The 25,541-nt window shown below is 38.6% G+C and carries 22 protein-coding genes, 1 rRNA gene and 2 pseudogenes (1 of these 25 cut by a window edge); 17 read left to right on the top strand and 8 right to left on the bottom strand.

The genetic code is table 11. The features are described from left to right. Positions 1–26 precede the first annotated feature (26 nt). The 3 genes from AC012T_RS10010 to AC012T_RS10000 all read left to right on the top strand — a co-directional run bounded on the left by AC012T_RS10010 (position 27) and on the right by AC012T_RS10000 (position 4,103). On the top strand, positions 27–1,100 hold the full coding sequence (locus AC012T_RS10010) for an AI-2E family transporter (RefSeq protein WP_487065321.1): 1,074 nt from the start codon (positions 27–29) through the stop codon (positions 1,098–1,100). Between the two features lie 129 nt (positions 1,101–1,229). After that, entirely contained in the window at positions 1,230–2,663 is a 1,434-nt protein-coding gene (locus AC012T_RS10005) for a TldD/PmbA family protein (protein ID WP_487065319.1), read from the top strand. Between the two features lie 90 nt (positions 2,664–2,753). Next, positions 2,754–4,103, top strand: coding sequence for a TldD/PmbA family protein (locus tag AC012T_RS10000; RefSeq protein WP_487065317.1), 1,350 nt, complete (start codon positions 2,754–2,756; stop codon positions 4,101–4,103). A gap of 619 nt (positions 4,104–4,722) precedes the next feature. On the opposite strand, the gene AC012T_RS09995 is transcribed toward AC012T_RS10000, so the two are convergent. Then, on the bottom strand, positions 4,723–5,100 hold the full coding sequence (locus AC012T_RS09995) for an STAS domain-containing protein (RefSeq protein WP_487065315.1): 378 nt from the start codon (positions 5,098–5,100) through the stop codon (positions 4,723–4,725). A 55-nt stretch (positions 5,101–5,155) separates the two neighbouring features. Beyond that, entirely contained in the window at positions 5,156–7,504 is a 2,349-nt protein-coding gene (locus AC012T_RS09990) for an ATP-binding SpoIIE family protein phosphatase (RefSeq protein ID WP_487065313.1), read from the bottom strand. Positions 7,505–8,197: 693 nt separating this feature from the next. On the opposite strand from AC012T_RS09990, the gene AC012T_RS09985 reads away from it, so the two are divergent. The 4 genes from AC012T_RS09985 to AC012T_RS09970 all read left to right on the top strand — a co-directional run bounded on the left by AC012T_RS09985 (position 8,198) and on the right by AC012T_RS09970 (position 9,899). Next, complete coding sequence (locus AC012T_RS09985) at positions 8,198–8,395, top strand: hypothetical protein (RefSeq protein ID WP_487065311.1); 198 nt, start codon at positions 8,198–8,200, stop codon at positions 8,393–8,395. Continuing rightward, complete coding sequence (locus AC012T_RS09980) at positions 8,392–8,631, top strand: PIN domain-containing protein (protein ID WP_487065309.1); 240 nt, start codon at positions 8,392–8,394, stop codon at positions 8,629–8,631. The genes AC012T_RS09985 and AC012T_RS09980 overlap by 4 nt, the downstream gene beginning before the upstream one ends. Positions 8,632–9,246: 615 nt before the next feature. After that, positions 9,247–9,507: a hypothetical protein gene (locus tag AC012T_RS09975; RefSeq protein ID WP_487065307.1), complete on the top strand. Its 261-nt coding sequence runs from the start codon at positions 9,247–9,249 to the stop codon at positions 9,505–9,507. Continuing rightward, on the top strand, positions 9,507–9,899 hold the full coding sequence (locus AC012T_RS09970) for a type II toxin-antitoxin system VapC family toxin (RefSeq protein WP_487065305.1): 393 nt from the start codon (positions 9,507–9,509) through the stop codon (positions 9,897–9,899). Before AC012T_RS09975 ends, AC012T_RS09970 begins: the two co-directional genes overlap by 1 nt. Positions 9,900–10,123: 224 nt before the next feature. Here AC012T_RS09970 and AC012T_RS09965 read toward each other — a convergent pair whose 3' ends face one another. Both AC012T_RS09965 and coaD read right to left on the bottom strand, forming a co-directional pair. Further along, positions 10,124–10,792 (bottom strand): ATP synthase subunit B family protein, encoded by a 669-nt coding sequence (locus tag AC012T_RS09965; RefSeq protein ID WP_487065303.1) that lies wholly within the window; start codon positions 10,790–10,792, stop codon positions 10,124–10,126. After that, complete coding sequence (coaD, locus tag AC012T_RS09960; RefSeq protein ID WP_487065301.1) at positions 10,702–11,253, bottom strand: pantetheine-phosphate adenylyltransferase; 552 nt, start codon at positions 11,251–11,253, stop codon at positions 10,702–10,704. Before coaD ends, AC012T_RS09965 begins: the two co-directional genes overlap by 91 nt. Positions 11,254–11,468: 215 nt before the next feature. Here coaD and lgt point away from each other — a divergent pair, with 215 nt between their 5' ends. The 4 genes from lgt to rlmN all read left to right on the top strand — a co-directional run bounded on the left by lgt (position 11,469) and on the right by rlmN (position 15,356). Continuing rightward, positions 11,469–12,350: a prolipoprotein diacylglyceryl transferase gene (gene lgt, locus AC012T_RS09955; RefSeq protein WP_487065299.1), complete on the top strand. Its 882-nt coding sequence runs from the start codon at positions 11,469–11,471 to the stop codon at positions 12,348–12,350. A gap of 367 nt (positions 12,351–12,717) precedes the next feature. Continuing rightward, positions 12,718–13,530 (top strand): precorrin-4 C(11)-methyltransferase, encoded by an 813-nt coding sequence (gene cobM / locus AC012T_RS09950; protein ID WP_487065297.1) that lies wholly within the window; start codon positions 12,718–12,720, stop codon positions 13,528–13,530. Positions 13,531–13,752: 222 nt separating this feature from the next. Next, positions 13,753–14,106, top strand: coding sequence for a phenylpyruvate tautomerase MIF-related protein (locus tag AC012T_RS09945; protein ID WP_487065295.1), 354 nt, complete (start codon positions 13,753–13,755; stop codon positions 14,104–14,106). Positions 14,107–14,285: 179 nt separating this feature from the next. Beyond that, a complete protein-coding gene (gene rlmN, locus AC012T_RS09940) occupies positions 14,286–15,356 on the top strand; it encodes a dual-specificity RNA methyltransferase RlmN (protein ID WP_487065293.1) in 1,071 nt (356 codons plus the stop codon). A 44-nt stretch (positions 15,357–15,400) separates the two neighbouring features. Here rlmN and AC012T_RS09935 read toward each other — a convergent pair whose 3' ends face one another. Next, entirely contained in the window at positions 15,401–15,580 is a 180-nt protein-coding gene (locus AC012T_RS09935) for a replication restart DNA helicase PriA (RefSeq protein ID WP_323309910.1), read from the bottom strand. 540 nt (positions 15,581–16,120) lie between these two features. Between AC012T_RS09935 and AC012T_RS09930 the strand changes: the two are divergent. From AC012T_RS09930 to AC012T_RS09920, 3 genes and pseudogenes are all read left to right on the top strand, one after another. Continuing rightward, positions 16,121–16,537: pseudogene (locus AC012T_RS09930) on the top strand (DNA cytosine methyltransferase). After that, positions 16,498–16,662 (top strand): annotated as a pseudogene (locus AC012T_RS09925) (DNA cytosine methyltransferase); the annotation flags it as partial. The pseudogenes AC012T_RS09930 and AC012T_RS09925, both read left to right, overlap by 40 nt. Positions 16,663–16,695: 33 nt before the next feature. Continuing rightward, positions 16,696–16,845, top strand: a complete 150-nt coding sequence (locus AC012T_RS09920; protein WP_487065291.1) for a hypothetical protein — start codon at positions 16,696–16,698, stop codon at positions 16,843–16,845. 361 nt (positions 16,846–17,206) lie between these two features. On the opposite strand, the gene AC012T_RS09915 is transcribed toward AC012T_RS09920, so the two are convergent. Next, a complete protein-coding gene (locus AC012T_RS09915) occupies positions 17,207–18,157 on the bottom strand; it encodes an NAD-dependent epimerase/dehydratase family protein (protein ID WP_487065289.1) in 951 nt (316 codons plus the stop codon). A 356-nt stretch (positions 18,158–18,513) separates the two neighbouring features. On the opposite strand from AC012T_RS09915, the gene purD reads away from it, so the two are divergent. Next, positions 18,514–19,797, top strand: a complete 1,284-nt coding sequence (purD, locus tag AC012T_RS09910; RefSeq protein ID WP_487065287.1) for a phosphoribosylamine--glycine ligase — start codon at positions 18,514–18,516, stop codon at positions 19,795–19,797. 158 nt (positions 19,798–19,955) lie between these two features. Further along, positions 19,956–21,977 carry a two-component system sensor histidine kinase NblS gene (nblS, locus tag AC012T_RS09905; protein ID WP_487065285.1) on the top strand — a complete coding sequence of 674 codons (2,022 nt, stop codon included), beginning with the start codon at positions 19,956–19,958 and terminating at the stop codon, positions 21,975–21,977. A 372-nt stretch (positions 21,978–22,349) separates the two neighbouring features. Here nblS and AC012T_RS09900 read toward each other — a convergent pair whose 3' ends face one another. Continuing rightward, positions 22,350–24,017: an IS1634 family transposase gene (locus AC012T_RS09900; protein ID WP_487065283.1), complete on the bottom strand. Its 1,668-nt coding sequence runs from the start codon at positions 24,015–24,017 to the stop codon at positions 22,350–22,352. 135 nt (positions 24,018–24,152) lie between these two features. Then, on the bottom strand, positions 24,153–24,515 hold the full coding sequence (locus AC012T_RS09895) for a hypothetical protein (RefSeq protein ID WP_487065281.1): 363 nt from the start codon (positions 24,513–24,515) through the stop codon (positions 24,153–24,155). Between the two features lie 357 nt (positions 24,516–24,872). Between AC012T_RS09895 and AC012T_RS09890 the strand changes: the two genes are divergently transcribed. Next, a 16S ribosomal RNA gene (locus tag AC012T_RS09890) occupies positions 24,873–25,541 on the top strand (it continues 820 nt past the right edge of the window).

The raw sequence follows: 25,541 nt of genomic DNA, 5'->3' as shown, positions 1-25,541 counted from the left end.
ACCAATTACCAATCACCAAGTAATATATGACAGAAAAAAAGATTTCCCTTTCCGAATTGCTGCTAATTGTGGCAATTGGTTGTTTGGTAATTCTCTTGTGGCAATTACAGAGTTTGTTGGTAACATTAATGATTGCTGTGGTTTTAGCATCTGCGATCGCTCCCATCGTTAATGCTGCCGAAAAATTACGCGTTCCCCGTTGGTTAGGTGTCATAGTCGTGTATATTAGCTTAATTGCAGGATTAGTTGGTGCAGGTTTAATCATTGGCCCATCTGTTTCTGAGCAAATCCAACGATTAGCTAATAAATTCCCCATTTATTTAGAAAATCTGCGGATTACAACTGAAAATATAGCTTTGCGAATGGGAATCACTCAAATAGAGACAATTGAGCAATTCCTAGATATTCAATCCCTAACAAATTGGGTATTTCGTTCCAGTCAGCAGCTACTTGTGCGTTCCTTCGGCTTGACTCGTGGCATTGTTGGGGGAGTGGTGAATCTGATTTTAGCTTTAGTCATTTCTGGATACATGGTTGCTGGGAGTAGCAATTTAGTCCGAGGTTTAGCGGAATTATTTCCCCAACCTTGGGATCAACGCCTAGCTGACCAAATTGCGCCGATTTCTCGCCGTATGGGGGGTTATGTTCAAGGTCGAGTTTTGGTTTCAGCGATTTTAGGTGTCGTGATCACCCTAAGTTTAAGTGTTTTGGGACTATCAGAATTTGCCTTAGCACTCGGTGTCATTGCTGGATTTACAAATTTAATTCCCTTTATCGGGCCAGTATTAGGAGCGATTCCGGCATTAATTGTCGCTATTCCTGAAGGAGGATTAACTTTTTTGTGGGTTCTGCTGTTATTTGTGGTAATTCAAAATATAGAAAGTTATGTTCTTGATCCCTTGCTGGTCGGTTCATCAGTGCGTGTTCATCCCTTGTACCAACTTTTAGCAGTATTGGGGGGAACACAGGTTTTAGGAATTATTGGCGCTGTGATTGTCCCCCCTTGGGTGGCTGGTGTCGCAGTGTTGTTAGAAAATCTCTATCTACGTCCAAAAATGTTAGCTCAAGATCAGTCATCTGTAATTGAGTTAGATAATTGACTATGGGTAAATAAGTAAAAATTACTAGGTAAAATATTTTAAGTGCCAAAAAAATTACCAAATTTGTGTTTATAAGATAACTTTTGTGTTAAGCATAATAACTTAACCAATGTTTTTATAATTTGCGTTATGTGGTCAGAATTAACAAAAGCGATCGCTCATCTCAACATTCCTGCTGATTGGATCGGTATTCGTGCCGTCAAGGAAACAGCATCTATTCATTTTGTGCGTGATGGTTTACCCAAAAGCAACGGCAAATACTTGACAACAGGAGCCATGTTAGAAGTAATGGTAAATGGTTGTTTAGGTTATGCCGCTACCAACTCTCTATCATTACCATCCTTGCAAACTGCTGCCCAAACAGCCTATAAACAAGCACTAGCAGCTAGTGAATGGTGGATATATAAATTTCAAAATACACGTCCTAAGGTTGTAGGCGAATATAACTCACCTTTCCTAGAACCATTTGATGCTATTAGTCCAGGGGAAATCAACGATTTACTGATTCGGATTTGCCAAAAGCTGAAAATTAACGACAAAATCGTCCAAACCACCGCCAGAATCAACACCAGCGAGAAAGAAACTTGGTTTGTCAGCAGCAACGGTTCCGAAGTGTATCAAAAAATTCTTTCCTTGGGAAATCATTTTGGTGCGATCGCTCAAGATGGTGCGATCGTTCAGCAACGCACTAATAATGGCACAGAAGCCAACTCTTATCAAGGTGGATGGGAACTGTTAAAACAAGATCATATCTGGTCTCAAGTGCAGAAAGTTGGCGAACAAGCATTAGAACTATTAACAGCTACAGAATGCCCAGAAACCCGCACCAATTTAGTTTTAGCACCAGACCAAATGATGCTGCAAATCCATGAAAGTGTTGGTCATCCTTTAGAAATTGACCGCATTTTAGGAGATGAACGCAACTATGCCGGTGGTAGTTTTGTCACCAAAGAAGATTTCGGTCAACTCAAATATGGTTCACCCTTGATGAATATTACCTTTGACCCCACCGTAGAAGGTGAATTTGCCAGCTATGGTTTTGACGACACTGGTGCAGTAGCTACCAGAGAATATGTCATTAAAAAAGGAATATTACAACGGGGTTTAGGCAGTTTAGAAAGTCAGTCTAGAGCAGATTTACCAGGGGTAGCTTGCGCTCGTGCTTCTTCATGGAATCGACCAGCAATAGATCGAATGGCTAACTTAAATTTAGAACCGGGAAATGCCACTTTTGAAGAAATGATTAGCGGTATAGAACAAGGCGTTTATATGGAATCTAACCGTTCTTGGTCAATAGATGATCGTCGATATAAATTTCAGTTTGGTTGTGAATATGCAAAGTTAATTGAAAACGGTAAACTTACTAAAACCCTTCGTAATCCTAACTATCGTGCCACTACTCCAGAGTTTTGGCACAGTTTAATTCAGGTAGGAAATGCTGATAATTGGCAAATGTATGGTACACCTTTTTGTGGGAAGGGAGAACCTAATCAGGCAATTTGGGTAGGACATGGTTCACCTTTTTGTGTATTTGCTAATGTTGAGGTTTTTGGGGGAGGTTAGGAGGAGTTTTTTAACGCAGAGGTACGCGGAGGTTAGCGCGGAGGTTCGCTGAGTTTTTTTGTGTTTGCTAATTGTAGGTTTAGGATAATTATGAAATTTGAAGAGTTATCAGTTTTAGAAAGTAATTTTAATCAGTTGGTAGAAGGTTTGTTGATTAAGAAAATGGCAACTGAACATTTTACTGTTAGACTTAGCAGTGAAATTAGTCAGTTTACTCGCTTTAATCATGCTAAAGTGCGACAAACGGGATTAGTGGCTGATGGTTGGATTAAGTTAACTTTGATGGAAAACCAGCGCAGTAGTTTTCGACAATTTCCTTTTACTGGAGATTGGGAAAAAGATTGGCAACTGGGGTATAATGCTTTACAAGAGTTACGTGATGAGTTGACTCTATTGCCTATTGACCCTTATTTGGTTTTACCTACTGGAAATAATACTAGTCGAGAAGTTCATTCTGGTAAATTGTTAACTCCAGAAACTGTAGTCTCTTATATCTTAGAATCAGTTAGTAATTTAGATTTTACTGGTATTTATGCTGGGGGAGTTGTCATTAGAGCTTATGGTGATTCTAACGGACAAAAACACTGGTTTGCGACTGATTCTTTCACCTTAGATTATTCTTTGTTTAGGGAATTAGGACAAGCTGTTAAAGGGACTTTTGCTGGTAGCAATTGGGACGAATCTAATTATATTGCTAAAATAAATGATGGTAAAGAGCAATTAGTCATGCTGTCTCGTCCAGCAAAAGAATTACCAAGAGGACAATACAAAACTTATTTTGCACCGTCTGCTGTTGCTGAATTATTAAGTATGCTTTCTTGGGGTGCTATTAGTGAAGCTGATATTCAACAAGGTAATAGTGCTTTGGCTGTTTTATCACGTCAAGAAAAACAACTTTCATCAAAGTTTACTTTGCAAGAAAACTTTCAACAGGGTTTAGTGCCGAGATTTAATGATTTAGGAGAAATGGCAGCACCAGAATTAAAGTTAGTAGAAAAAGGGATTTTAGTCAATACTTTAGTTAATTCTCGGACTGCTAAGGAATATAATAAACCCGCTAACGGTGCTAATAGTTCAGAAACCTTACGTGCGCCAGAAATTAGTCCTGGTAATTTAGCATTTGCAGATATTTTAACCAGTTTAGATACAGGGTTATATGTTTCTAATTTACATTATTTAAATTGGAGCGATCGCCCTGCTGGTAGAATTACAGGTATGACACGCTATGCCTGTTTTTGGGTAGAAAACGGCAAAATAGTTGCACCTATTGAAAACTTGCGTTTTGATGAAAGTCTCTATCGTTTTTGGGGCGAAGAAAATTTGGTTGATTTAACCGATTTTCAAGAATTCATTCCCGATGTAGGAACTTATGAAAGCCGTCAATTAGGTGGTAGTTTAGTTCCTGGTATGTTGGTGAAAGATTTCACCTATACTTTGTAAAATTCTTTTGCAAAGATGTAGATAAGCTTTCTTATTTTTATGTCTTTGCATGAAAATAATCTAAGAGGATGTTTGAAAAGTTTAGGGACGTATAATTTGTCATTCTGAGTGGAGTCTTACGCAACGAAGAATCTGGAGTTTAGCCCACATACTAAGATGCTACCCTGCGGGAACGCTAAAAGCGAACGTTCCTCAGCATGACATGGAAGGAGACTTTTCAAACACCCTCTAAAACTATCTTTACTTATTTTATATCAATTGTACTAAATACAATATCTTTGATAAGCAAGTAAGTAATCAATATGAACGACAAAAAATGTACAAACTGAAGACTAGGATCTAATCTCCAACCTTGAAACAATAAGATTAGTCCACAAAATAACATGATCAATGGTATAAATATTAATTGGATAATATAAAATACCAATATTAAATTCCTAGGTTTAGGTCGGCGTAAAAATAGCAAAAATAGCATGATTAAAAAGTAAGCAACCGCAAAAAGTAAATAAATAATTCCAATTAAACTAGTGCTATTTCTACCAAAACTGACTTGAGCTAAAGTGAACATTGATCAAAAATCCTGTGAGAAAACCTGCGGTTGGTACTACTACGAATTATTTTAATCACTTTCCCCATCTACTTCAGCTTGCATGGCTTCCAAGTAGGCATCTAACTCTTGAGTATTGGCAAACACCTCAGAGAGAGGAACAGCTTTAACGATATCAAATACTTTCTTCACTTGAGGAGTAGGATGGGTAAAATATACCTTACCCTCTCTTGATTTCATCGTTTTTCGTGCCTTGGCAAGAATTCGCAGTCCGGCACTGGAGATAAAATTCAATTTCTGGAGGTCTAAAATCAGGGTTTGGATGTTCGGTGTCAAACTATTGTGAATAGATTTATCTAAATCCGTTGCTGTCAATGTATCAAGCTGACCATCCAATGCTAAACACAAGGTAGTGGGGTTAGTAGATTCTACGTAGATTTGCAATGACATAGGTTATTATTTTGTAACTAGTATTTATGTGTAGTTTAGCTGAAATTGGGTGATTTTAAGCTACTTTAGCGATCACTTGCCGGACTGTCAGAATGTTCTTACCGTTGAGATAAGCATAGTCTACTTGCTCTGCGAGTTCTTGCACCAAGAAAAAGCCAAATCCTCCCAGAGAGCGCTCTTCATCATCCATCATCATATCTGGTAAGGCAATTTCAAAGGGATTAAAAGCCTTGCCACTATCTTTAAAAGTCATTATTAACTGTTGATCATTGATTTCAACTCGCAAGTCAATATAACCGCTGCTGTGATTTTCATAACCATATTGAATAATATTGACTAAAACCTCTTCGACAATTAACTGGGCATCTTCAATCAATTCCACAGTCAGACTAGCTGCCTGCAAAATCTTACCTAAGCTTTGTTTCACTGTCTCTAACTCAGTTAACTCGCTGTTGAGAGTCAGGTTCCATTCCATAACATTTACTGCTTGAGAAAAAGGACTTGACGGTAGATACTGCACAGCTAACAAGGTAATATCATCTGATTGCGGTGCATTCCCTACAAACTCCTGGCAAAAATGTACAATTGTGCGAACTGCACGGGCTGGGTTGCTTGGTGGATAGGATGTCATCATCTCAATTAACCGGGTTTCAGAAAATATCTCGCCCTGGGAGTTCATCGCTTCTGTGATGCCATCAGTATAAAGTAAGATTAAATCGTTGGCAGCAAGTACACACTCACTTTCCTCAAACAGAGAATCTTCATACAGTCCCAGCGGTGGGCTAGTTTCCAAATCTAGATACTTAACCTGCTGTTCGTGTATCAATATAGGAGCATCATGACCACCACTGGCATAAATAAATTTGCCACTACGTAAATCGATCACACCGCAAAATACAGTCACAAATAAACATTCTTCATTTTCGGCACATAGTTGTTGATTAACAGTTTGCAGAATTTCGCTGGGGGTATTGAAGGGTTTGGTGAGAGTGCGAATTAAAGTAACTGTGCGTGCCATCAGTAGTGCTGCTGGGAATCCTTTATCAGCCACATCGCCAATAATTACACACAAGCGATCGCTTCCCAAGAGAAAAAAGTCATAAAGATCACCACCCACAATCCGCGCAGGTTTCAATAAAGCAGATATCTGATATGGCGAATTGGGACTGCTATCCACAGTAGTCTTAGGAACCATTGTGCGCTGAATTTGGGCAGCTATAGAAAGTTCGCTCTCTAGTTTTTGTTTAGCCGCTGTTGTCTCTTGCAGATTGCTGATATACAGTTGCAGAGAATCGCGCATTTGCCGAAAAGATTGGGTTAACCGCCCCACTTCATCATCGGAAGTAACTGCGGGTAGGATGGTATCAAGGTTGCCCTGAGCCATTTCTTGGGTGCTAGTGTTGAGTTGACGTAGAGGGCGGGTAGTAAGTTGAGAAATAAAGGCAATTACCACACATATCAACAACATATCTTTCGACATAGAAACAATTACCAACCACAGGTATTGCTGCTGGAACTGCTCTAACTTGGCAGATGGAAATGTGATGCCGACAATCCAATCTGTAGAGTTCACCTTTGTTGTCACCAAAATGCCTTGGTAATTATTTTTAGTATTAATTAAACCCGGACTTAGTTTTTGGTTATTTAAACTATGATTTTGTTGAGATAACCATAGATGAAGTAGTTGGGGATTTTCTGGTTTGACAATCCATTGTGCATTTGATGGTGAAAACACAAAATAATTACCCAATTCTAGACCATGCGATTGATTTGACTGGGCTAACTTTTCTGCCATATTAGGAGATACCCAATCTAAATTCACTTCCATCGCCAGCCAATTGATAGTTTTTGGATTACTATTAACAGATAAAGGAACGCAATAAGTGATAGCTGATGGATGATTGAGGGGATAGGGTTGTGTCCAAAACGTTGAGTTAGCAGGGGTATTGCCCTTGATTTGGCAGCGAGTTAGCCAAATTTTGCTTGTTTCTGGATTCAGGTTGGTGTATTTTCCTTGGCGGTCATAGTACCATCCAGTCCCAGGAATATTGCTGGCATTAATGAGTGCAACTGCCTGAATTTGAGGCTGTTTTTCGACTAGGGTTGTTAGTATTGGTAACAGTTCACTTTGATTAACAGCATTGGAATTTTGTGCTGATTTTTCAATACCATAAATCGACAGCAGCAGACTTCTCTCAATGGCTTGCAGTTTCCCTTCCATCTCATTTGCAACAGTGTCAATTCTAGACTGAGCTAAATCAATCAACCAAGCATCTACACTTTTTTGCAACAGTTTACGTGCTTGCCAATAGGAAACCCCATAAATAGCGATCGCTGCCACAACACAACTAAATATCAACCGATGGGTAATACTTTTAAATCTAAATATGGATGGCTTCTTCATAACTAAATTTGTTTATAAAGCGGTGTGAATAAACTCATATTTGATATAACAAGTCCTCTCATCATACTATTACCACCAAGCACAGCATCGTATTTTCTGGGTTGTTGTGGATTATTCATAATTGGTTAATGATTGGTTTCATGTATGCTGTATTAAAAAGGCTCTTCGGTACTTGTTATGCCAAATACGAGTTTATTTAACCCATAACCTTTATAAAAAAGGGTTTCATCGTTTTTATAATAAATTTATGTCAAATCGAGGATAAATTTACATTAAATCCTTATATAATCAAAGATTTTAACGATTCGATAAGTTATTTTAGCATATTAAGTACGAAGAACCATTAAAAATAGCATATTATTGTCTGAATCAGGATGTCCAGGATTTGAGGATGTACAGAATGTGATTGGACGATTTTTTGTGTTGTGGTGAATGTTGTGGTTGTCAGAATCAGGATGTCCAGGATGTAAGGATGTACAGAATGTGATTGAATGATTTTTTGTTAGTTGTTGATGATTGTTATAGAGAAAGGTTAATTTTTATGAAATGACCGTAATAATCAATATATCATTCACTTCTAGTAATCATCCTGTTAATCCTTTAATCCTGAGTATCCTGATTCAGACAATTTTATAATGTGTAATATCGTCATTATGTTACAATCTAAATTGAGAGAAACAGGAGCATAAAACTATGCCATTAATCAAAATACCAAGACATTATCTTGTATCTCAAGATGAAGATTCAATTACGTTAGATGTACCTGAATCAATGCTATTAAATTGGAAAAAGGACTATGAAAAAATTATTCAAGCTAAAGGAATTTTAAAGCATAAAAAAGCAGCAATGTTAGCTCATTTAGATACTCTTCGTCAGGAATGGGAAGAATGAGATATCTTTATGATACCAATACTTCTATTTACTATCTAGCCGATGACATCACAGTTAATTCATGGTTTACAGAAGAATTTCTGAATTTACACGAAATTCTAATTTCACCGATCATCCGCATTGAATTACTGAGTTTTGCAGGTTTATCAAAAGAGGAAGAACAGTCTATTGAAGATTTACTATCCCAGTTTAACTCAGTTCCATTGTTACGAGAAATTGAAAATCAGACAATCTAATTAAAACGACAATATAAAATTAAGCTTCCTGATGCAATTATCGCCGCTACAGAAATATCAGTGATTTTAAAGGAATTACTGGGCTGAAAATTGAAAATCCTTTTGTTAATTGATAGTGGAGGAAGATATGACTTTTATTAATTTCTGCGGCTTTTAAACTCCTTTCGGCTTTTTATAACAGTTTTTGTTGTTCAGGATTTATATTACTAAACTATCTTGTATAAATATTACGGAAAACACACTATTATGATTTTTTAATTGTTTAAAAATAGCAAAAATACAACTGAATAAAACATTATATTCTAGGCATAAATCAGAAATTAATTGACTAATTGCTCACTTTCTTTTGGAAATAGTTAAAACATCCTTTAACACAATTAAAATACTGCTTGTGCTGTTCTTCTAATCCTATTTATCCTGATTCAGACAGAATATTAAGTAGATATTAATGAAGTGAGCTATAAGAATAAATACATAAACAACAGCCATTAACTATCAAATAACAATCCTGTAAATCCTTTAATCCTGGGTATCCTGATTCTGACAATATGTTACAATGTCATATAGAGGTAAAAGTAAACCAAAATTCTGTAATTCAATTTGGAAGATAAGACAATGCAACAAATTAATTTTGATGCTCGTGTAGATGAAAATGGTTTTTTGTATCTGAAAATGCCTTCCAATTTTGCCGGAATGGAAATAACAGGAAAACTTTTATATCAAGCTCATCATATTTCCTTACCAAATCGAAAAAAGAACAAAATTGATATTAATCTTGTTCATAGTATTTGTCATCAAATTAGAAATTTACCTATGCTTGATAGTAGAACTCCTGATGAAATTATTGGTTATAACGAGTTTGGAATCCCCGAATAATGGTTATTGATACTTCTGCTATCATGGCAATTATTTATGCTGAACCGCAAGAACTGATTTTTCTGCAACTTATTAACGAAAGCGAAGATTGTTTACTTTCTTCTCCAGGTTATGTTGAAGCATCAATAGTTTTGGGTACTAAACATGGTCAGCAGGGTGTAGAAAATTTAAATTTATTAATTGCAGCATTGTCTATAACTATTGTACCTTTTACTGTAGAACAGGCACAATTAGCAAGTGCAGCATTCTTGAAATTTGGTAAGGGTCGTCATCCTGCAAAACTGAATATGGGAGATTGTTTTTCTTCTGCTTTGGCAAAATATACAAATCAACCTTTATTATTTAAAGGTAATGACTTTATCCACACCGATATTGATCAAGTGAATTATTAATTGATGCGACAGCAGAATTCAGGAGTCAGGAGTAAAACTGTCTTTGTGTATAGGTTTGAATTTAGATGTTGTACCTCCTAACTACACAAACTGCTGTATCTGATTTAGACATTTTAACGTTTATAATAAATCATCATGTATGTAATAAAAATTGGATGCAATACCAGAAAAGGTAAGGCATCAAGATGATTTTCAACTTTGCCACAATTATGAATTACGAATGATTATCTCTTTTTAGGATTAGGTGAATTACGCTGCTTGGGAATATCTCCTCGCAGTTGTAGACGACCATTAGTAATAATTCGCAACATTTCCTGAAGATCCTGTTCGATATTTTCCAGGACATTATCGGCATATTGATCAGCACCGTCTTCAATTTCTTGAGCTTGTGCGATCGCACTTTGTCTCATTTCCTCCAATTCCTGCATACAAGCACGTCGTTTTTGCTCAATTTCTGCCAGAGTATCCTGCATCATTGCATCACACTCTTGCTGCACTTTTCGCCGCAACTGTTCAGCTTCCCGTTCTGCCTGTCTGATAATATCGCTCTCAGCCAAAATTTGCGCTCTTTTGGCTTGTGCTGACTCCACAACCTGCTGTCCATATTCTTCCGCTTCCAGCATGATTTCCTCCTTTTGTTGGAGGAGTTCCGCAGCTTCCTGAAACACCGACGGTAAAGAAACGCGGACAAAATCAAGCTGTTCTAGTATTTTGTCTTCATCTACTAGCGTGCGTCCCACTAGGGGAATTTGTAGACCAGAAAGAACAATATCCTCCAGTCGGTTGAGTTCTAGCTGAATGTCTACACCTGTTGGTCCAGTAGGTTGCTCTGGAAGTGGGGGGTTGTTTCCGTTGTGATTAGATTCAGGGCGGGAGAGTTTTGGTTGTAGCATTGGTATATATCTAAGGCAATGTGTGGGGGAACGAGATGATTGACAGAGCCACCAAACTTTGCAATCTCTTTTACCACACTACTACTTAAAAAACTATACTCATTTGAGGTTGCCAGAAAAACTGTCTCAATTTGAGTAGAAAGTGTTTTATTAGTGTGAGCCATTTGCAGCTCGATCTCAAAGTCGGAAACCGCTCGTAAGCCGCGTAACAAAACTTGTGCTTGTCGCATTTGGGCATAATTAACGGTCAGACCGTCGAAGCTGTCTACTTCCACATTAGGTAAATGTTTTGTAGTCAGACGAATTTGGTCTATTCTTTGTTGTACTGTAAACAGTGGCATTTTGTTAGGATTTCGCAATACAGCCACTATCACCCCATCAAACAGCCGACTACCCCTCTGAATCAGGTCAAGGTGTCCTAAAGTAATAGGGTCGAAGCTTCCAGGATAAATAGCAATCATTCATATATATCAAACGGCTTTAGGTAATTATAGCGACAGAAGGGGCAGAAGAGGCAGGGAGCAAGGGGGCAGGGGGAGTGGGGAGGAAAATTAAGTCTTTCTCCTGAACTTCTGCCTATTCCCTATTCCCTATTTTGAATTGATTTCCACCCAGCTTATGATGTTTAGGGTCGGGAACGTAGCAGTAGTCAATCAACTCTTTTAGGTAATTTTGCATGGAACTGGATTTTTTTGCTTTGCCCTTAGGGTTTCAATTTACTTCTCCAGGACCGATTCTGTTAAAACTAGGGCCAATAGTTATCCGCTGGTATGGTTTGTTGATCGCCTCATCTGTGTTAATTGGCGTTAGTCTTTCCCAGTATTTGGCAAAACGTCGTCACGTTGACCCAGAATTAATCAGCGATTTGTCAATTTGGCTAGTAATTGGAGCTATTCCCGCAGCCAGGCTATATTACGTTTTATTTCAATGGTCAGAATATTCCCAGCATCCAGAACGGATAATTGCGATTTGGCAAGGAGGTATTGCCATTCACGGGGCGATTATCGGCGGTGTAACGGCGGCGTTAATCTTTGCCAAACTCAAAAAGATATCTTTTTGGCAATTAACTGATTTGGTAGCGCCTTCGCTGATTTTAGGGCAAGCGATCGGACGTTGGGGAAATTTTTTCAATTCTGAAGCTTTTGGCGGGCCTACGAGCTTACCCTGGAAGTTATATATTCCCCCTGAGCGTCGTCCCCCTAGCTTGGCTAATTTTGAATACTTCCATCCCACGTTTCTTTACGAATCTTTGTGGGATTTAATGGTATTTGCACTGCTGCTAACTTTATTTTTTCGCGCTTTATCTAGCAAGCCAAGGCTAAAAGTTGGGACGTTATTTCTAGTTTACTGGGTAGCCTACAGCTTAGGACGCTTGTGGATTGAAGGCTTACGCACAGATAGTTTAATGCTAGGTTCACTACGGATAGCGCAGATAGTCAGTTTAACCGGAATGTCCTTTGGTTTGGCTGGTTTAGCCTGGCTTTATTTTCTGAAACGCCCTTTACCCGATGTCGTTTCCCCCTCTAAAGGTGATGGGGTAATGGGGACTGGGGACTAGGGACTAGGGAGAGGTTAATAACCCCATCACCACCTGAGTTCGGTGTTAGGAGTTCGGTGTTAGGAGTTTCTCCTATGCCTACGGCACGGCTTCGCCGAACGGAGGCGCTACGCGAACGGAGTTATGATTTTCAAGAGCGAGAGAATAAGGGTTTGAGACTCCTATTATCTTATGTCGAACTCAGGTATCACCAATGACCAATCACTAATTACCATGACTAAAAATAAAAAATGCCCCAGAGTTCTCTCTAGGGCTTAACCAGGGTGCATCTACCATTTCTCTCTACTAGGGAAAGGGAGTTAATCCGGAAAGGCTCTGATGCAAATGCCAAAGATTTTTTTGTTGCGGAATTGTTGTGTGAGTTTATATGACTGAATGTACGAATGATTTGAGTTACGCCAGTGTGATGCAACATCCCTTAGAATCAGCGGTATATATTGTGGGAGCAGGGCCTGGAGATCCTGATTTATTGACGGTGAAAGCCCAAAAACTGCTGGCTGCTGCTGATGTAATTTTATTTGCTGATTCCTTAATACCAGAACAAATTTTAGATATTTGTCGTCAAGATGCTGAGATTATGCGGACGGCAAATAAGACTTTAGAAGAGATTTTACCGATTATGATTGAAGGGGTGCGATCGCACAAATCTGTGGTTCGTCTTCATTCCGGTGATCCTAGTCTTTATAGTGCTATCCACGAGCAAATGCAGCTTTTAGCCGAGGCCAACATCCCTTTTGAGGTCATCCCTGGGATCAGTGCTTTCCAAGCTGCTGCGGCTAAACTGAAGGTAGAATTAACTGTCCCTGGTTTAGTGCAAACTATCATCCTCACCCGTATCAGTGGACGGACAGAAGTCCCCGCGACAGAAGAATTAGCTACTTTAGCATCACATCAAGCTAGTCTTTGCTTATATTTGAGTGCGCGTCATGTCGCTGATGCTCAAACCAAACTACTAGAACATTACCCAGCCCAAACTCAAGTAGCAATTTGCTTTCGCATTGGTTGGCCTGATGAAAAAATTCTGGTTGTTCCTCTTGACGAAATGGCAACTTGCACCTACAAAGAACAATTACTCAGAACTACACTTTATGTAATTAGCCCCGCACTTTTACCAGTAACAGGTCGCTCTCGTTTATACCATCCTGAACATAATCATTTGTTTCGTTCATCTCATCTTTAGTACTGAGTAGCGAGTAGCGAGTACCGAGTCTTAAGTAACTGATATTTTGTGTATACTAAACACGGTTGGGACATGGACTTTTGCAAAATTACGAAAAACCCAGATAGGTAGGGGTAAAGCACAATGCTCAACCCCTAACGATAGAATCAAATGATTAAGCCGTTGTGAGTTTCACCTGACATAGAATTTGTATTAGCAATTGTCAATTTAAAATTTTTGATTATGCCACTAATTAAAGTCCAAACTTCTGTAGCTGCCCCGGAAAAGAGTGAAATTGAGTCAATGCTTAAAGGTCTTTCCGCTAAATTAGCTAAACATACAGGTAAACCGGAATCCTATGTAATGACTGCGTTTGAACCAGAAATACCCATGACTTTTGCCGGAACTACAGACCCAGTTTGCTATATTGAAATTAAGAGTGTTGGCACAATGAAACCTAAACAAACTTCAGCTATGAGTCAGGAATTTTGCCAGCAAATTAATCAAGTTTTGGGTGTTCCTAAAAATCGAATTTACATAGAATTTGCCGATGCAAAAGGTGCAATGTGGGGTTGGAATAGCACAACTTTTGGTTAAGAAAGGAATCTGATTTTATTTTTGAAAAAATCTCAGTATTTGTAGTAACGCACCATCTCAAGCTCCTAGTGCGTTACACTACGCTAACACACTAATTCTAATTACGAATTACGAATTACGAATTACGAATTATTTTGAGGGTTGTAGGATAGAGATCCTGCATCAATTAGTAATTTTTTATGTCTGCTACACCGTTTGTATCTCAGGTAGGTTTACCCACATCCGAAAATTCTGAACTTGTTCTCCCCCTTCTCGGTGCTTCGGTAGCGGAGTTAACTGCTTGGGTTCAGCAGCAGGGACAACCTGCTTATCGGGGTAAGCAATTGCATGATTGGATCTATCATAAGGGTGTGCGATCGCTCGCTGATATTTCTGTGTTCCCAAAAAGTTGGCGTGAGCAAGTTGCAGATGTTCCCATTGGCCGCTCAACTCTACATTACCGTTCTGTTGCCCCAGATGACACTGTAAAATATCTGTTGAAACTCGCAGATGGGGAAATTGTCGAAACTGTTGGTATCCCCAGTGATAAGCGGTTAACGGTATGCGTTTCTACTCAAGTTGGTTGTCCAATGGCTTGTGATTTCTGTGCTACTGGGAAAGGAGGCTATAAACGCAATCTTAGCTGTGCAGAAATTGTTGATCAGGTTTTGACTGTACAAGAAGATTTTCAGCAACGGGTGAGTAATGTGGTGTTTATGGGGATGGGTGAACCGTTGTTGAATACGGAAAATGTCATCTCTGCGATTAAGTCCATTAATCAAGATGTGGGCATAGGAGCGCGATCGCTCACAGTTTCTACTGTAGGCATCCGCGATCGCATTCGTCAATTAGCTGAACACCTTTTCCAAATTACCCTCGCTGTCAGTCTCCACGCACCTAACCAAGCATTGCGGGAACAACTCATTCCCAGTGCTAAACCCTACCCCATAGAAGACTTACTCGATGAATGTCGAGAATATGTAGAAATAACAGGACGCAGAGTCACCTTTGAATATATCCTCCTCGCTGGGGTAAACGACTTACCAGAACACGCTTTGGAATTATCAAAACGTTTACGGGGTTTTCAAAGTCATGTGAATTTGATTCCTTACAACCCCATTGAGGAAGTAGATTATAAAAGACCAAACCGCGATCGTATTCAAGCCTTCGTTAACGTTCTCCAACAGCAAAACACTGCTGTTAGTGTCCGTTACTCCCGTGGTTTAGAAGCTGACGCAGCTTGTGGACAATTGAGAACGAGTAAAAGATAATTCGTAATTCGTAATTACAAATTATTTAACTAGTCCCCAATCTTTTACCTTTTTGCGTAAATGCCTGGGGCATAAGCCTCAATGACTTTACCAGTGCGAGTGCAGGTGATCATCAAGTAATCACAACTTGGGCATTGTGTCCGTGTGATTTGACTTTCAGCAATATAGTGACGTTCAGCTGCACTGCCGCAATTTGGGCAGTGAATTTTTTGTAAAACTTGCATTTTAAAACCCCTGGATTTAATAAAATTTTGGAAAAATTGGCAAAAACTGTAACTCTAGTCAGTAAATATTCAGCCGTAAAATTGGCTAACTTTTCTTAACGAACTTTAACAGAAAAAATTTTGATATTCTTAGTCATTATCCTAACTTTTATACTTCATCGCCCTCACACTTTAGATATAGAAATTTACCTTTGCTGTGATTTCTTCTGAGGTTATTGGTGATCCCTAGCTATAAATCTTTGAGACAGTCGTGTTTTCCTCTTGTTTCAAAATAGTCTGTCTTTGTATTCAACCGCTACAGACTGAGAAAAACTGTAGTTTAAGTCACAAAATTTGTATTTTTATATTTAATTAATATTTGGTATCCGGTGAATATCTTACCAAAGTGGAATTAATACAGCGCTGTTGAAGATTATAGTAGCTTCTGAAAATTAGTGGATAAATATATCATATAATCTCAAGTTTTGAAGATGTTGTCTTAAACTTTGCTATAATATTAAGTCTATTTGTTTGTATTAGATGATACTTAACTAATTTTTTATGGAAAAATTTAAACTCAAATTTGCTGACCTATTTGCAGGTATTGGAGGTTTTAGATTAGGTTTTGAAAAAGCAGGATATGACTGTGTATATTCATGTGAAATTAATGAAGCTTGCCAAAAAGTCTAGTTTAATAATTTTGGGGAAATTCCCGCAGACGATATCAGAAAAATTGATTTTAGAAATTTACCTTATTTCGATGTTTTAACGGCTGGTTTTCCTTGTCAACCTTTTAGTATTTGTGGCAGAAAAAAAGGCTTTCATGATACTAGAGGAACTTTATTTTTTCATATATGTGAAATCATTGAATATATAAAACCTCCTGTAGTTATTCTTGAAAATGTTAAGCATATATTACATCATGATCAAAGTAAAACATTAGAAGTAATATTATATTCTTTAGATTATATTCTTTAGAAGATATAGGTTATGTAGTTAACTACGAGATACTTAATTCTAAAGATTTTGGTTTACCACAAAATAGAGAAAGAGTAGTATTTGTAGCTACAAAAGACAAAAAATTTGATTTTAGCCTTCTCAAGAAAACTCATCAATTTCCCAAGCTACGAGAATTTTTGCTAAAAGTAACTTTTGCCGATGTTGTCATAGACCGGAAATTTCATCTAAACGCGATCGCTTTAGTTTATCACTTCTTTGCTGACGATGGAAACTCACTGCAAACCTATGTGCTTCGTCCCGCAAGCGCTGACTTGTCAGTTCGCTGATCTTGTAGGTTGGGTTGAGGAACGTTCGCGTAGCGTGCCGAAGGCATAACCCAACATTTACGATATGATATCTAACGAATAACTGAAAACATAAATTAACTATACAAATATTTCTACATCAACGAACTTTTGAAAGAAATGTAAAAGGGGAAAAGGAAGAATAAAGCATCTCTTCCCCAAATTTAGGGAAAATCAAAAAAGATTTACAGCAGTTTGTGTAGTCAGGAGGTACAAAATCTAAATTGAAACCCATACACAAACCCAGTCTTACTTCTAACTTCTTACCCTGAGCGAAGTCGAAGGGCTAACTCCTGATAGCGTAGCGTGGCGTAAGCCATATTCTGCTGTATGTTGAAATGCCTCAACTATACAAACTTTTAACCCACTCCCATTCCTTACTCAAACCATCTCTCAGAGAAACTTGTGGCTGATATCCCAAAATTTTCCGCGCCTTAGATACATCAGCAGCAGTGTGACGCGCATCTCCCATAGCTTTTTCAATATGGTTGCGTTTAATAGGCTTACCAACAATGTCCGCCATCGTATCTAACACTTCTGACAAAACCACCCTACTACCACCACCAATATTAAAAATTTCCCCTATGGCTTCTGGTACACTAGCAGCAGCTAAATTGGCAGCGACGGCATCACTGACAAATGTAAAATCTCTCGTTTGCTGTCCATCACCATACACAGGAATTGCTTCATCCTCTAAAACAGCTTTAAAAAATTTATGAAACGCCATATCTGGGCGTTGTCTTGGCCCATAAACAGTGAAATAGCGCAAGGATACAAAAGGGACACCAAAATTTTTATGGTATAGTTCACACAATCTTTCAGCTGCTAACTTGGTAATACCATAGGGTGAAACTGGTTGAGGAGCAATTTTTTCATGAGTAGGTAAGGTTTCGGCATCACCATATACACTCGATGTAGAAGCAAATACTAACCTTTTTAGAGATTTTGCATCTTTTGCCGCTTCTAATAACACTTGTGTAGCACTAATATTGCGTTCAGTGTAAGCCCGAAAGCCTTGTCCCCAAGAATTTCTTACCCCAGCTTGTGCTGCCTGATGATAGACTACCTCTACATTTTGGAAAATTTTTGGTAAATCGAGAAATTGAATATCGCCTTCGATTAAGGTAAAGTTAGGCGATCGCTCGCAGGTAGCAATATTTTTTCGCTTTAACAGTGGATCATAGTAATCATTAAATTCATCAATGCCAATTACTTCTTCTCCCCGTTGCAATAATGTATTAACCAGGTGAGAACCTATAAACCCAGCAGCCCCAGTAACGATAATTTTAGTCATGTCACTTAGTTTTTGATTTTTTTAAGCAGAGTCAAGTTAACTATTTAACACTTAAACTAATTAAGGATATATTTTTAAGTACTCATGTTCATCTTTACTTAAAAAATACAGGAATTAACGAAATCATTACAATTTTAATTCACAGTGATGAATTTTACTTGTGGACAAATTCATCAAAATACCAATTAATTCAGTCGCATAATTCACGAAAAATATCACCCAACTGGATTCTAGAGGAATTTGTACCCGATTCCCAATCTCCAGTTACCCTTGATTAGAAGGATAATTAGTGAAAAAATTGATCTGCGAGTAGCCTTGAGGCATTCTCGTTTCGCAAGAGACGCACGAGGAAATCAGTGAAGGTTTTAATTGTAGGTAATGGGGGACGTGAACACGCTCTAGCGTGGAAACTGCTGCAATCAAAGAAAATTGAGCAAATTGTCTGTGTCCCTGGAAATGGAGGTACAGCAAGTATGGAAGGTTGCCAAAACCTGCCCCTCTCAGTTAATGACTTTGCAGGTATCAGTCAATTTACTTTAGAAAATGATATTTCTTTAGTAGTGGTGGGGCCAGAAGTGCCTTTGGCCAATGGAATTACAGACTATCTCCAAAGTCAAGGACTGATGGTATTTGGCCCAGTTAAGGCAGGAGCGCAAATTGAAGCGAGTAAGGCTTGGGCTAAGGCTTTGATGCAGAAAGCCGGAATTCCCACAGCCAAGGCAGCGGTATTTACAGAAGCAGCCGCAGCAAAATCTTATGTAAAAGGGGAAGGAGTGCCAATAGTTGTCAAAGCTGACGGACTAGCCGCTGGGAAGGGTGTGATAGTCGCTCAAACTTTAGAACAGGCAGAAAATGCCATTGATGCGATTTTTCAAGGGCAGTTTGGCAGTGCAGGCAATTTTGTTGTTATTGAAGAATGTTTGCTAGGAGAAGAAGTTTCTGTTTTAGCATTAACAGATGGTTTAACAATTCGTCCGTTATTACCTGCTCAAGATCATAAACGTATTGGGGAGGGCGATACAGGAGAAAATACTGGGGGAATGGGAGCTTATGCACCAGCACCCATTGCTACAGCCGAGTTGATGGCACGTGTTCAAACAGAAGTGTTAGAAAAAGCGATCGCAGCTTTAAGAACCGCAGGTATTGACTACCGAGGCGTACTGTATGCTGGGTTAATGGTTTCACCTGATGGCAATTTTCAAGTTTTAGAATTTAACTGTCGCTTTGGTGATCCGGAAACGCAAGTCATATTGCCATTACTAGAGACACCTTTAGAAGATTTAATCTTGGCTTGTATTCAACAGCGTTTAGGAGAAATGCCGCCAATTGCTTGGAAACAAGGGTCTGCTGCTACTGTAGTGGCAGCTTCAGGTGGTTATCCTGGAGATTATGAAAAAGGCAAAGTAATCACTGGTATTGAAGAAGCTGAAACTGCCGGAGCAATTGTATTTCACGCCGGTACGAACTTAAATACAGCCCAACAAATCGTGACAGATGGTGGTAGAGTTTTAAATATCACTGCAACGGGCGAAAATTTCCCACAAGCGATCGCTCAAGCATATGCTAGTATCGAACACATTCAATTTCCAGGAGTGTATTACCGTAGAGATATCGGTCATAGAATCCTGAAAAACGAATAATTAAGTTAGCAGGTTAGTAGTTTTTCGATTTTTCCACCACCCTATCATTCCTCTTCCTAATTTCTCCCTAACACTTTTGTAGAATTAACTGTTAATTTTTAAGTTGTTAGGGTAGAAAACACAGAACTATTAACAATAATATTTTAAGTATATTTAAGATGCTGGCTTTTTTAACAACAATCCGAGATGCGTTTGCCAATGGCGTATCGAAAACACTCGCTCATTGGTGGTACGAGTTCACCCTCCAAACCAAACTCCTAGCTGTCGCTACCTTGGTCGTTTCGCTGGTGATGAGTGGTCTGACTTTCTGGGCAGTAAACACAATTCAGCAAGATGCACGTCTCAACGATACCCGCTTTGGTCGTGATCTAGGACTACTACTTGCATCTAACGTTGCCCCACTCATTGCTGATCAAAATCTCACAGAAGTTGCCCAATTTTCCCAACGCTTCTACAGCAGCACCTCCAGCGTGCGCTATATGCTTTACGCTGATGAAACCGGAAAAATCTTTTTTGGCATTCCTTTTTGGGAACCAGAGGTAGAAAACTCCCTTACCATCAAGCGAAAAATACAACTACCAGAAGATTATCCTGGAAATGATGACCAACCAATGGTACGTCAACATAACACTCCAGATGGTGTAGTCACCGATGTATTTATCCCTCTAATAGTCAGTCAAAAATATTTAGGTGTCTTAGCAGTCGGTATCAACCCCAACCAAACCGCAGTCATATCTACCAACTTCACCCGTGATGTCACCATAGCCGTCTTCATCACTATTTGGGTCATGGTGATTTTAGCAGGAGTCATTAACGCCTTAACCATTACTAAACCAATTAAAGAACTACTTGTAGGGGTAAAACAAATTGCTGCTGGAAATTTTAAACAGCGAATTGACTTACCTCTAGGAGGAGAACTAGGTGAGCTTATTTTTAGCTTTAATGAAATGGCAGAACGCCTAGAGCGCTATGAAGAGCAAAATATTGAAGAACTAACAGCCGAAAAAGCCAAGTTAGAAACCTTGGTTTCCACCATTGCTGATGGTGCAGTATTAATTGATAATAATATGCAGGTAATTTTAGTCAATCCCACAGCGCGGCGAATTTTTGCTTGGGAAGGCATTGATGTAGTAGGTAGAAATGTATTGCATCATCTACCTCAAAGCGTCCAAATGGAAATCACCCGCACATTATACGAAATGGCCGCAGGAGAACGTGAAAGTGCCGAATTTCGTATCCCCCTCGATCAACCAACCAAACGCACAATCCGTATTCTCTTAACTACAGTACTTAACCTACAACGAGAAAGTATTAAAGGTATCGCCATTACAGTTCAAGATATCACCCGTGAAGTAGAACTGAATGAAGCCAAAAGCCAATTTATCAGCAATATCTCTCACGAACTCCGAACACCACTCTTTAACATCAAAACCTATATAGAAACCCTGCATGATTATGGTGAAGACCTAGATATAGAAGAACGACGTGAATTTCTCGAAACTGTCAATCATGAAACCGACAGACTTACCCGGTTAGTCAACGATGTCCTAGATTTATCAAAACTTGAATCCGGTCGTACTTACAATTTTGATGGTGTAGATTTAGCGCAAGCACTAGAGCAAACATTGCGTACTTATCAACTCAATGCTAGAGATAAAGGAATTGAACTTGTTCAAGAAGTTGCTCCTAACCTGCCTTTAGTTATAGGTAATTATGATTTATTATTGCAAGTATTTGGTAACCTAATCGGTAACGCTCTGAAGTTTAGCCCAGCAGGTGGCAAAGTAGCCATCCGAGCCTACCAGGTAAATCCTCAACCACACTCTACCTTTTCTGCTTCTGACGGAAACTCTGCACTCCCAGAACTGCGGCACGAAGATAATTATCGTTCCAAAGTGCGGATCGAAATCAGTGATACAGGAATTGGTATTGGCACAGAAGACCAACAAGCCATCTTTGACCGCTTTTTCCGAGTAGAAAATCGAGTTCACACTCTCGAAGGCACAGGTTTAGGTCTGTCCATTGTCAGAAACATCATGGAAAGACATCACAGTCAAGTCAATTTAGTCAGTGAAGTTGGTGTAGGTACTACTTTTTGGTTTGATTTAGACATTGTTGAAGAAGTATCACCACCCGTCCTAGAAACTACTAATGAAGTTTCTGAAATTACAACAACTTGACGCTTGGGCAGTGAATTTATTTGGAATTTTGAATTGTTATCTATATTCATTTTAGGATGCTAGGATGCTTACAGCCCACATTCCGCAGATGTGACTTAGATTATTGATATTTTTGAAAAATTCCAGCCAGGAAAATTTTATCTGCCTAATTTTTCTGGTTGAGTTTAACTTTGTTTGCCAAAAAATAGAGCATATTAAGTAACTTCATTTTATGAGGTTTTAAAATATCTTCTCTCTCTATATTAAATTAGTAATTTCGGGTAAAATAAACATGACAATTACAGCCAAGAATATTTACATCTTCGCTAAAAATTTATATTTACTAATTTTACCCTTGAACTATCTGCATCTTTTTCGGTCAAATAAACCACATCAAGTAATTAGATAATATTTACTACAACTCTTTCCTAAGTATCTAACAATCTTTTCACGTTCCTCTGTTAAATTGCTCATTTGTTTCTGTCCATTTATAATTACCAAATGTACAGCCTGAAACATCTGAAATACCCACCTCATTGTCGGTTTATTTGTGATTTTATTAACTTGATTTCTAATCCCATCATCGAATTTAGCTAATTCTTGTCTTAACTTTCTTTGTGCGAGGTTATAGACCAACAAACACAATCCCATTATCATTGCTATTGCTTCTACTCTTTCCGGGGTTTTGACAAATACACTTGATGTAAAAAACAACGGGTCTTTTAAAAATCTAAATCCTCTCTCGTTGGATTGTTGGGCTTTATATTCCTCTAATACCTGCTCATCACTCAATTCATTGTTATCTAAGATATTCGTTGCTAATATAAATCTACCTGCCTTAATTTTTTCAGCTTCTATTACTTCTTCTCTTATTTCTATTTGACCTTTAACTTGATATTTTATTTGACTTGGTTCGGTCAATTTACTTGGTCTACCTGCTGTTTTATATTCTGGTTTCTCTATGTACTCAATTTCTTTTATTTGGTGATATTTCCAGGATTTTGATAACTTTTCTATTGCTATTTTAGCATCTGGCTGACAAGCAAACTCTTGCCTGGATAGTTTACTAAGTAAGGCTTTTGCTTTTGATTCCTGTTTTTTTACTTGTTTTTCTACTTGTTGGATACTTGATTTTTTTCTTATTTCACTTTCGACGATTACCCATCTTTGTTTTATCCCTCCATATTCTGATTCTTTAGCTGCTATTTTATACCCTGATATTTGACTATCTTTCCATTCCAATTCTTTTATGCCTACGATTTTATTTTTTGCTTCTTTGATACTTAATGGTACTCTTGTTATCCATTTTATTTCTCTCATTGCTGCTAAGTTTTCTGCTGTATATAAGGCACTATATGCTACACATATTCCCTCAAATGTCCATTGTTTTTTAAATTCTTTTAATCTTTCTACAAATACACTTTTATCATCTACATTTCCTGAATCTACTTTTAAATATAAGGGGATGTCTCCATCTCCTGTTACTATCATGTCTATGATAAATTGTTTGAGGTCTGGTCTTTTATCTCTTGAGTATCCATGCACTATTTCTATTGCTTTCATCTCTGCTTCTATCTCTAATTTATTTTCTCCTGTTTCTTGCTTTGTTTCGTCTATTTCTTCGATTTCTTTTTTGTACTCTCCTTCTACACTCATTGATGTTCCATCTAAATGAATACTCTTGCTTTCTACTTGGAATTTATGGGCTGATTTTATGGCTACTGCTGTAAATATTTTTGTTGTTCCTATTTGATGATATTTGTCTAGTTCTCTTCCTAGTTTATCGTCATTTAAATGCTCTGGCAATACTCCTTCTCCTATTAAATGTTCTGTTGCTTTTCCTACAAAAAATTCCCCAAATAGATATAATGGGGCGCTTAAAAAGCCTAATCCATATAAGATCATTGCTTTTACTACTTGTCCTGGTGTGAGAATTTCTTTTGTTTTTATTCCCACCATTTTATTCACTTCTTCTACCAATTCCATCTCGTCTATTATTCCCGCTACTATTCCTAAATGGTCTATATCTAGGATTTTCATGACCTCTTTTGACTCTTTCATTGTTTTTTCCCTTCTCTATTTGACGCTTATTATTTTACCAAAAAAGCCTGAAATCTTTGCTAGGCAATCTTTTCAGGCTTTACTTTTTCTAAATTTTTAATTCCTAAATTTACTTTAATATCTGCGGAATGTGGGTTACAGGGCAACAAGCAGACATATCAAAAATATAAAAATTAGTAGCAGCAAGGTTTGATGGCGTTGAAGCCAGTTTTTTACAACGGCTAATCCAATGTTTTTACTCTGCTGTACTAATAACTCTAATTTACTCTCTTCTAGATTTTGATAAAGCGTGCAGCTTTTAGCATAAGGACGTTGAGGAAAATTACAACTATCATCTTGGTGATAGACGCAGCTTTCACACAAATAATAGTCCCCATTTGATCGGTGTAAGGGAACTCCAGGGTGTCCATAGGCTTTGAGAGTAATCCGGCAATAGGGACAAGAAATTGCCTGACTATCAATAGTTTGATGACATCGGGAACAAGATACAGTACTCAAAACCTGAAGGAAAAATAGGTTAAGTCAACATTTTGATTCTAGCCATTTACGCAAATAAAGGGATGCCCACCCATAATCAATCCAAAAACCCTGTATACATAAGGCGGCCAGCCATCCCGATCCTTGCCATAGAAGCGAACCAAAAAAAGTTTTCAGAACCCCTTGACAGAAAAGAGGAAGAGTTGGTATGTTTATTAAGTGAGGGCAAAAGCCCAATGCGCTGAACCGAGAAAAGATAATAATACTTTGAAAGAATAGAGACGACCATTCCTCGTCAAAAAAATCAACTGAACAATCCTGGAAAGAAAAATAGAGGATTGAAGAGGTTAAAGAATTAGAGCTTAAGAAGAACGAACCAAAATGGAGAGTTTGATCCTGGCTCAGGATGAACGCTGGCGGTATGCTTAACACATGCAAGTCGAACGGAATCCTTAGGGATTTAGTGGCGGACGGGTGAGTAACGCGTGAGAATCTGGCTTCAGGTCGGGGACAACAGTTGGAAACGACTGCTAATACCGGATATGCCGAGAGGTGAAAGATTAATTGCCTGGAGATGAGCTCGCGTCTGATTAGCTAGTTGGTGGGGTAAGAGCCTACCAAGGCGACGATCAGTAGCTGGTCTGAGAGGATGATCAGCCACACTGGGACTGAGACACGGCCCAGACTCCTACGGGAGGCAGCAGTGGGGAATTTTCCGCAATGGGCGAAAGCCTGACGGAGCAATACCGCGTGAGGGAGGAAGGCTCTTGGGTCGTAAACCTCTTTTCTCAGGGAAGAAAAAAATGACGGTACCTGAGGAATAAGCATCGGCTAACTCCGTGCCAGCAGCCGCGGTAATACGGAGGATGCAAGCGTTATCCGGAATGATTGGGCGTAAAGCGTCCGCAGGTGGCCATGTAAGTCTGCTGTTAAAGAGTCATGCTCAACATGATAAAAGCAGTGGAAACTACACGGCTAGAGTACGTTCGGGGCAGAGGGAATTCCTGGTGTAGCGGTGAAATGCGTAGATATCAGGAAGAACACCGG

This window comes from Anabaena sp. EIM26, assembly GCF_057568715.1.
The sequence above is the reverse complement of the archived record's forward strand: the minus strand, read 5'-3'. Positions and strand labels throughout refer to the sequence as shown.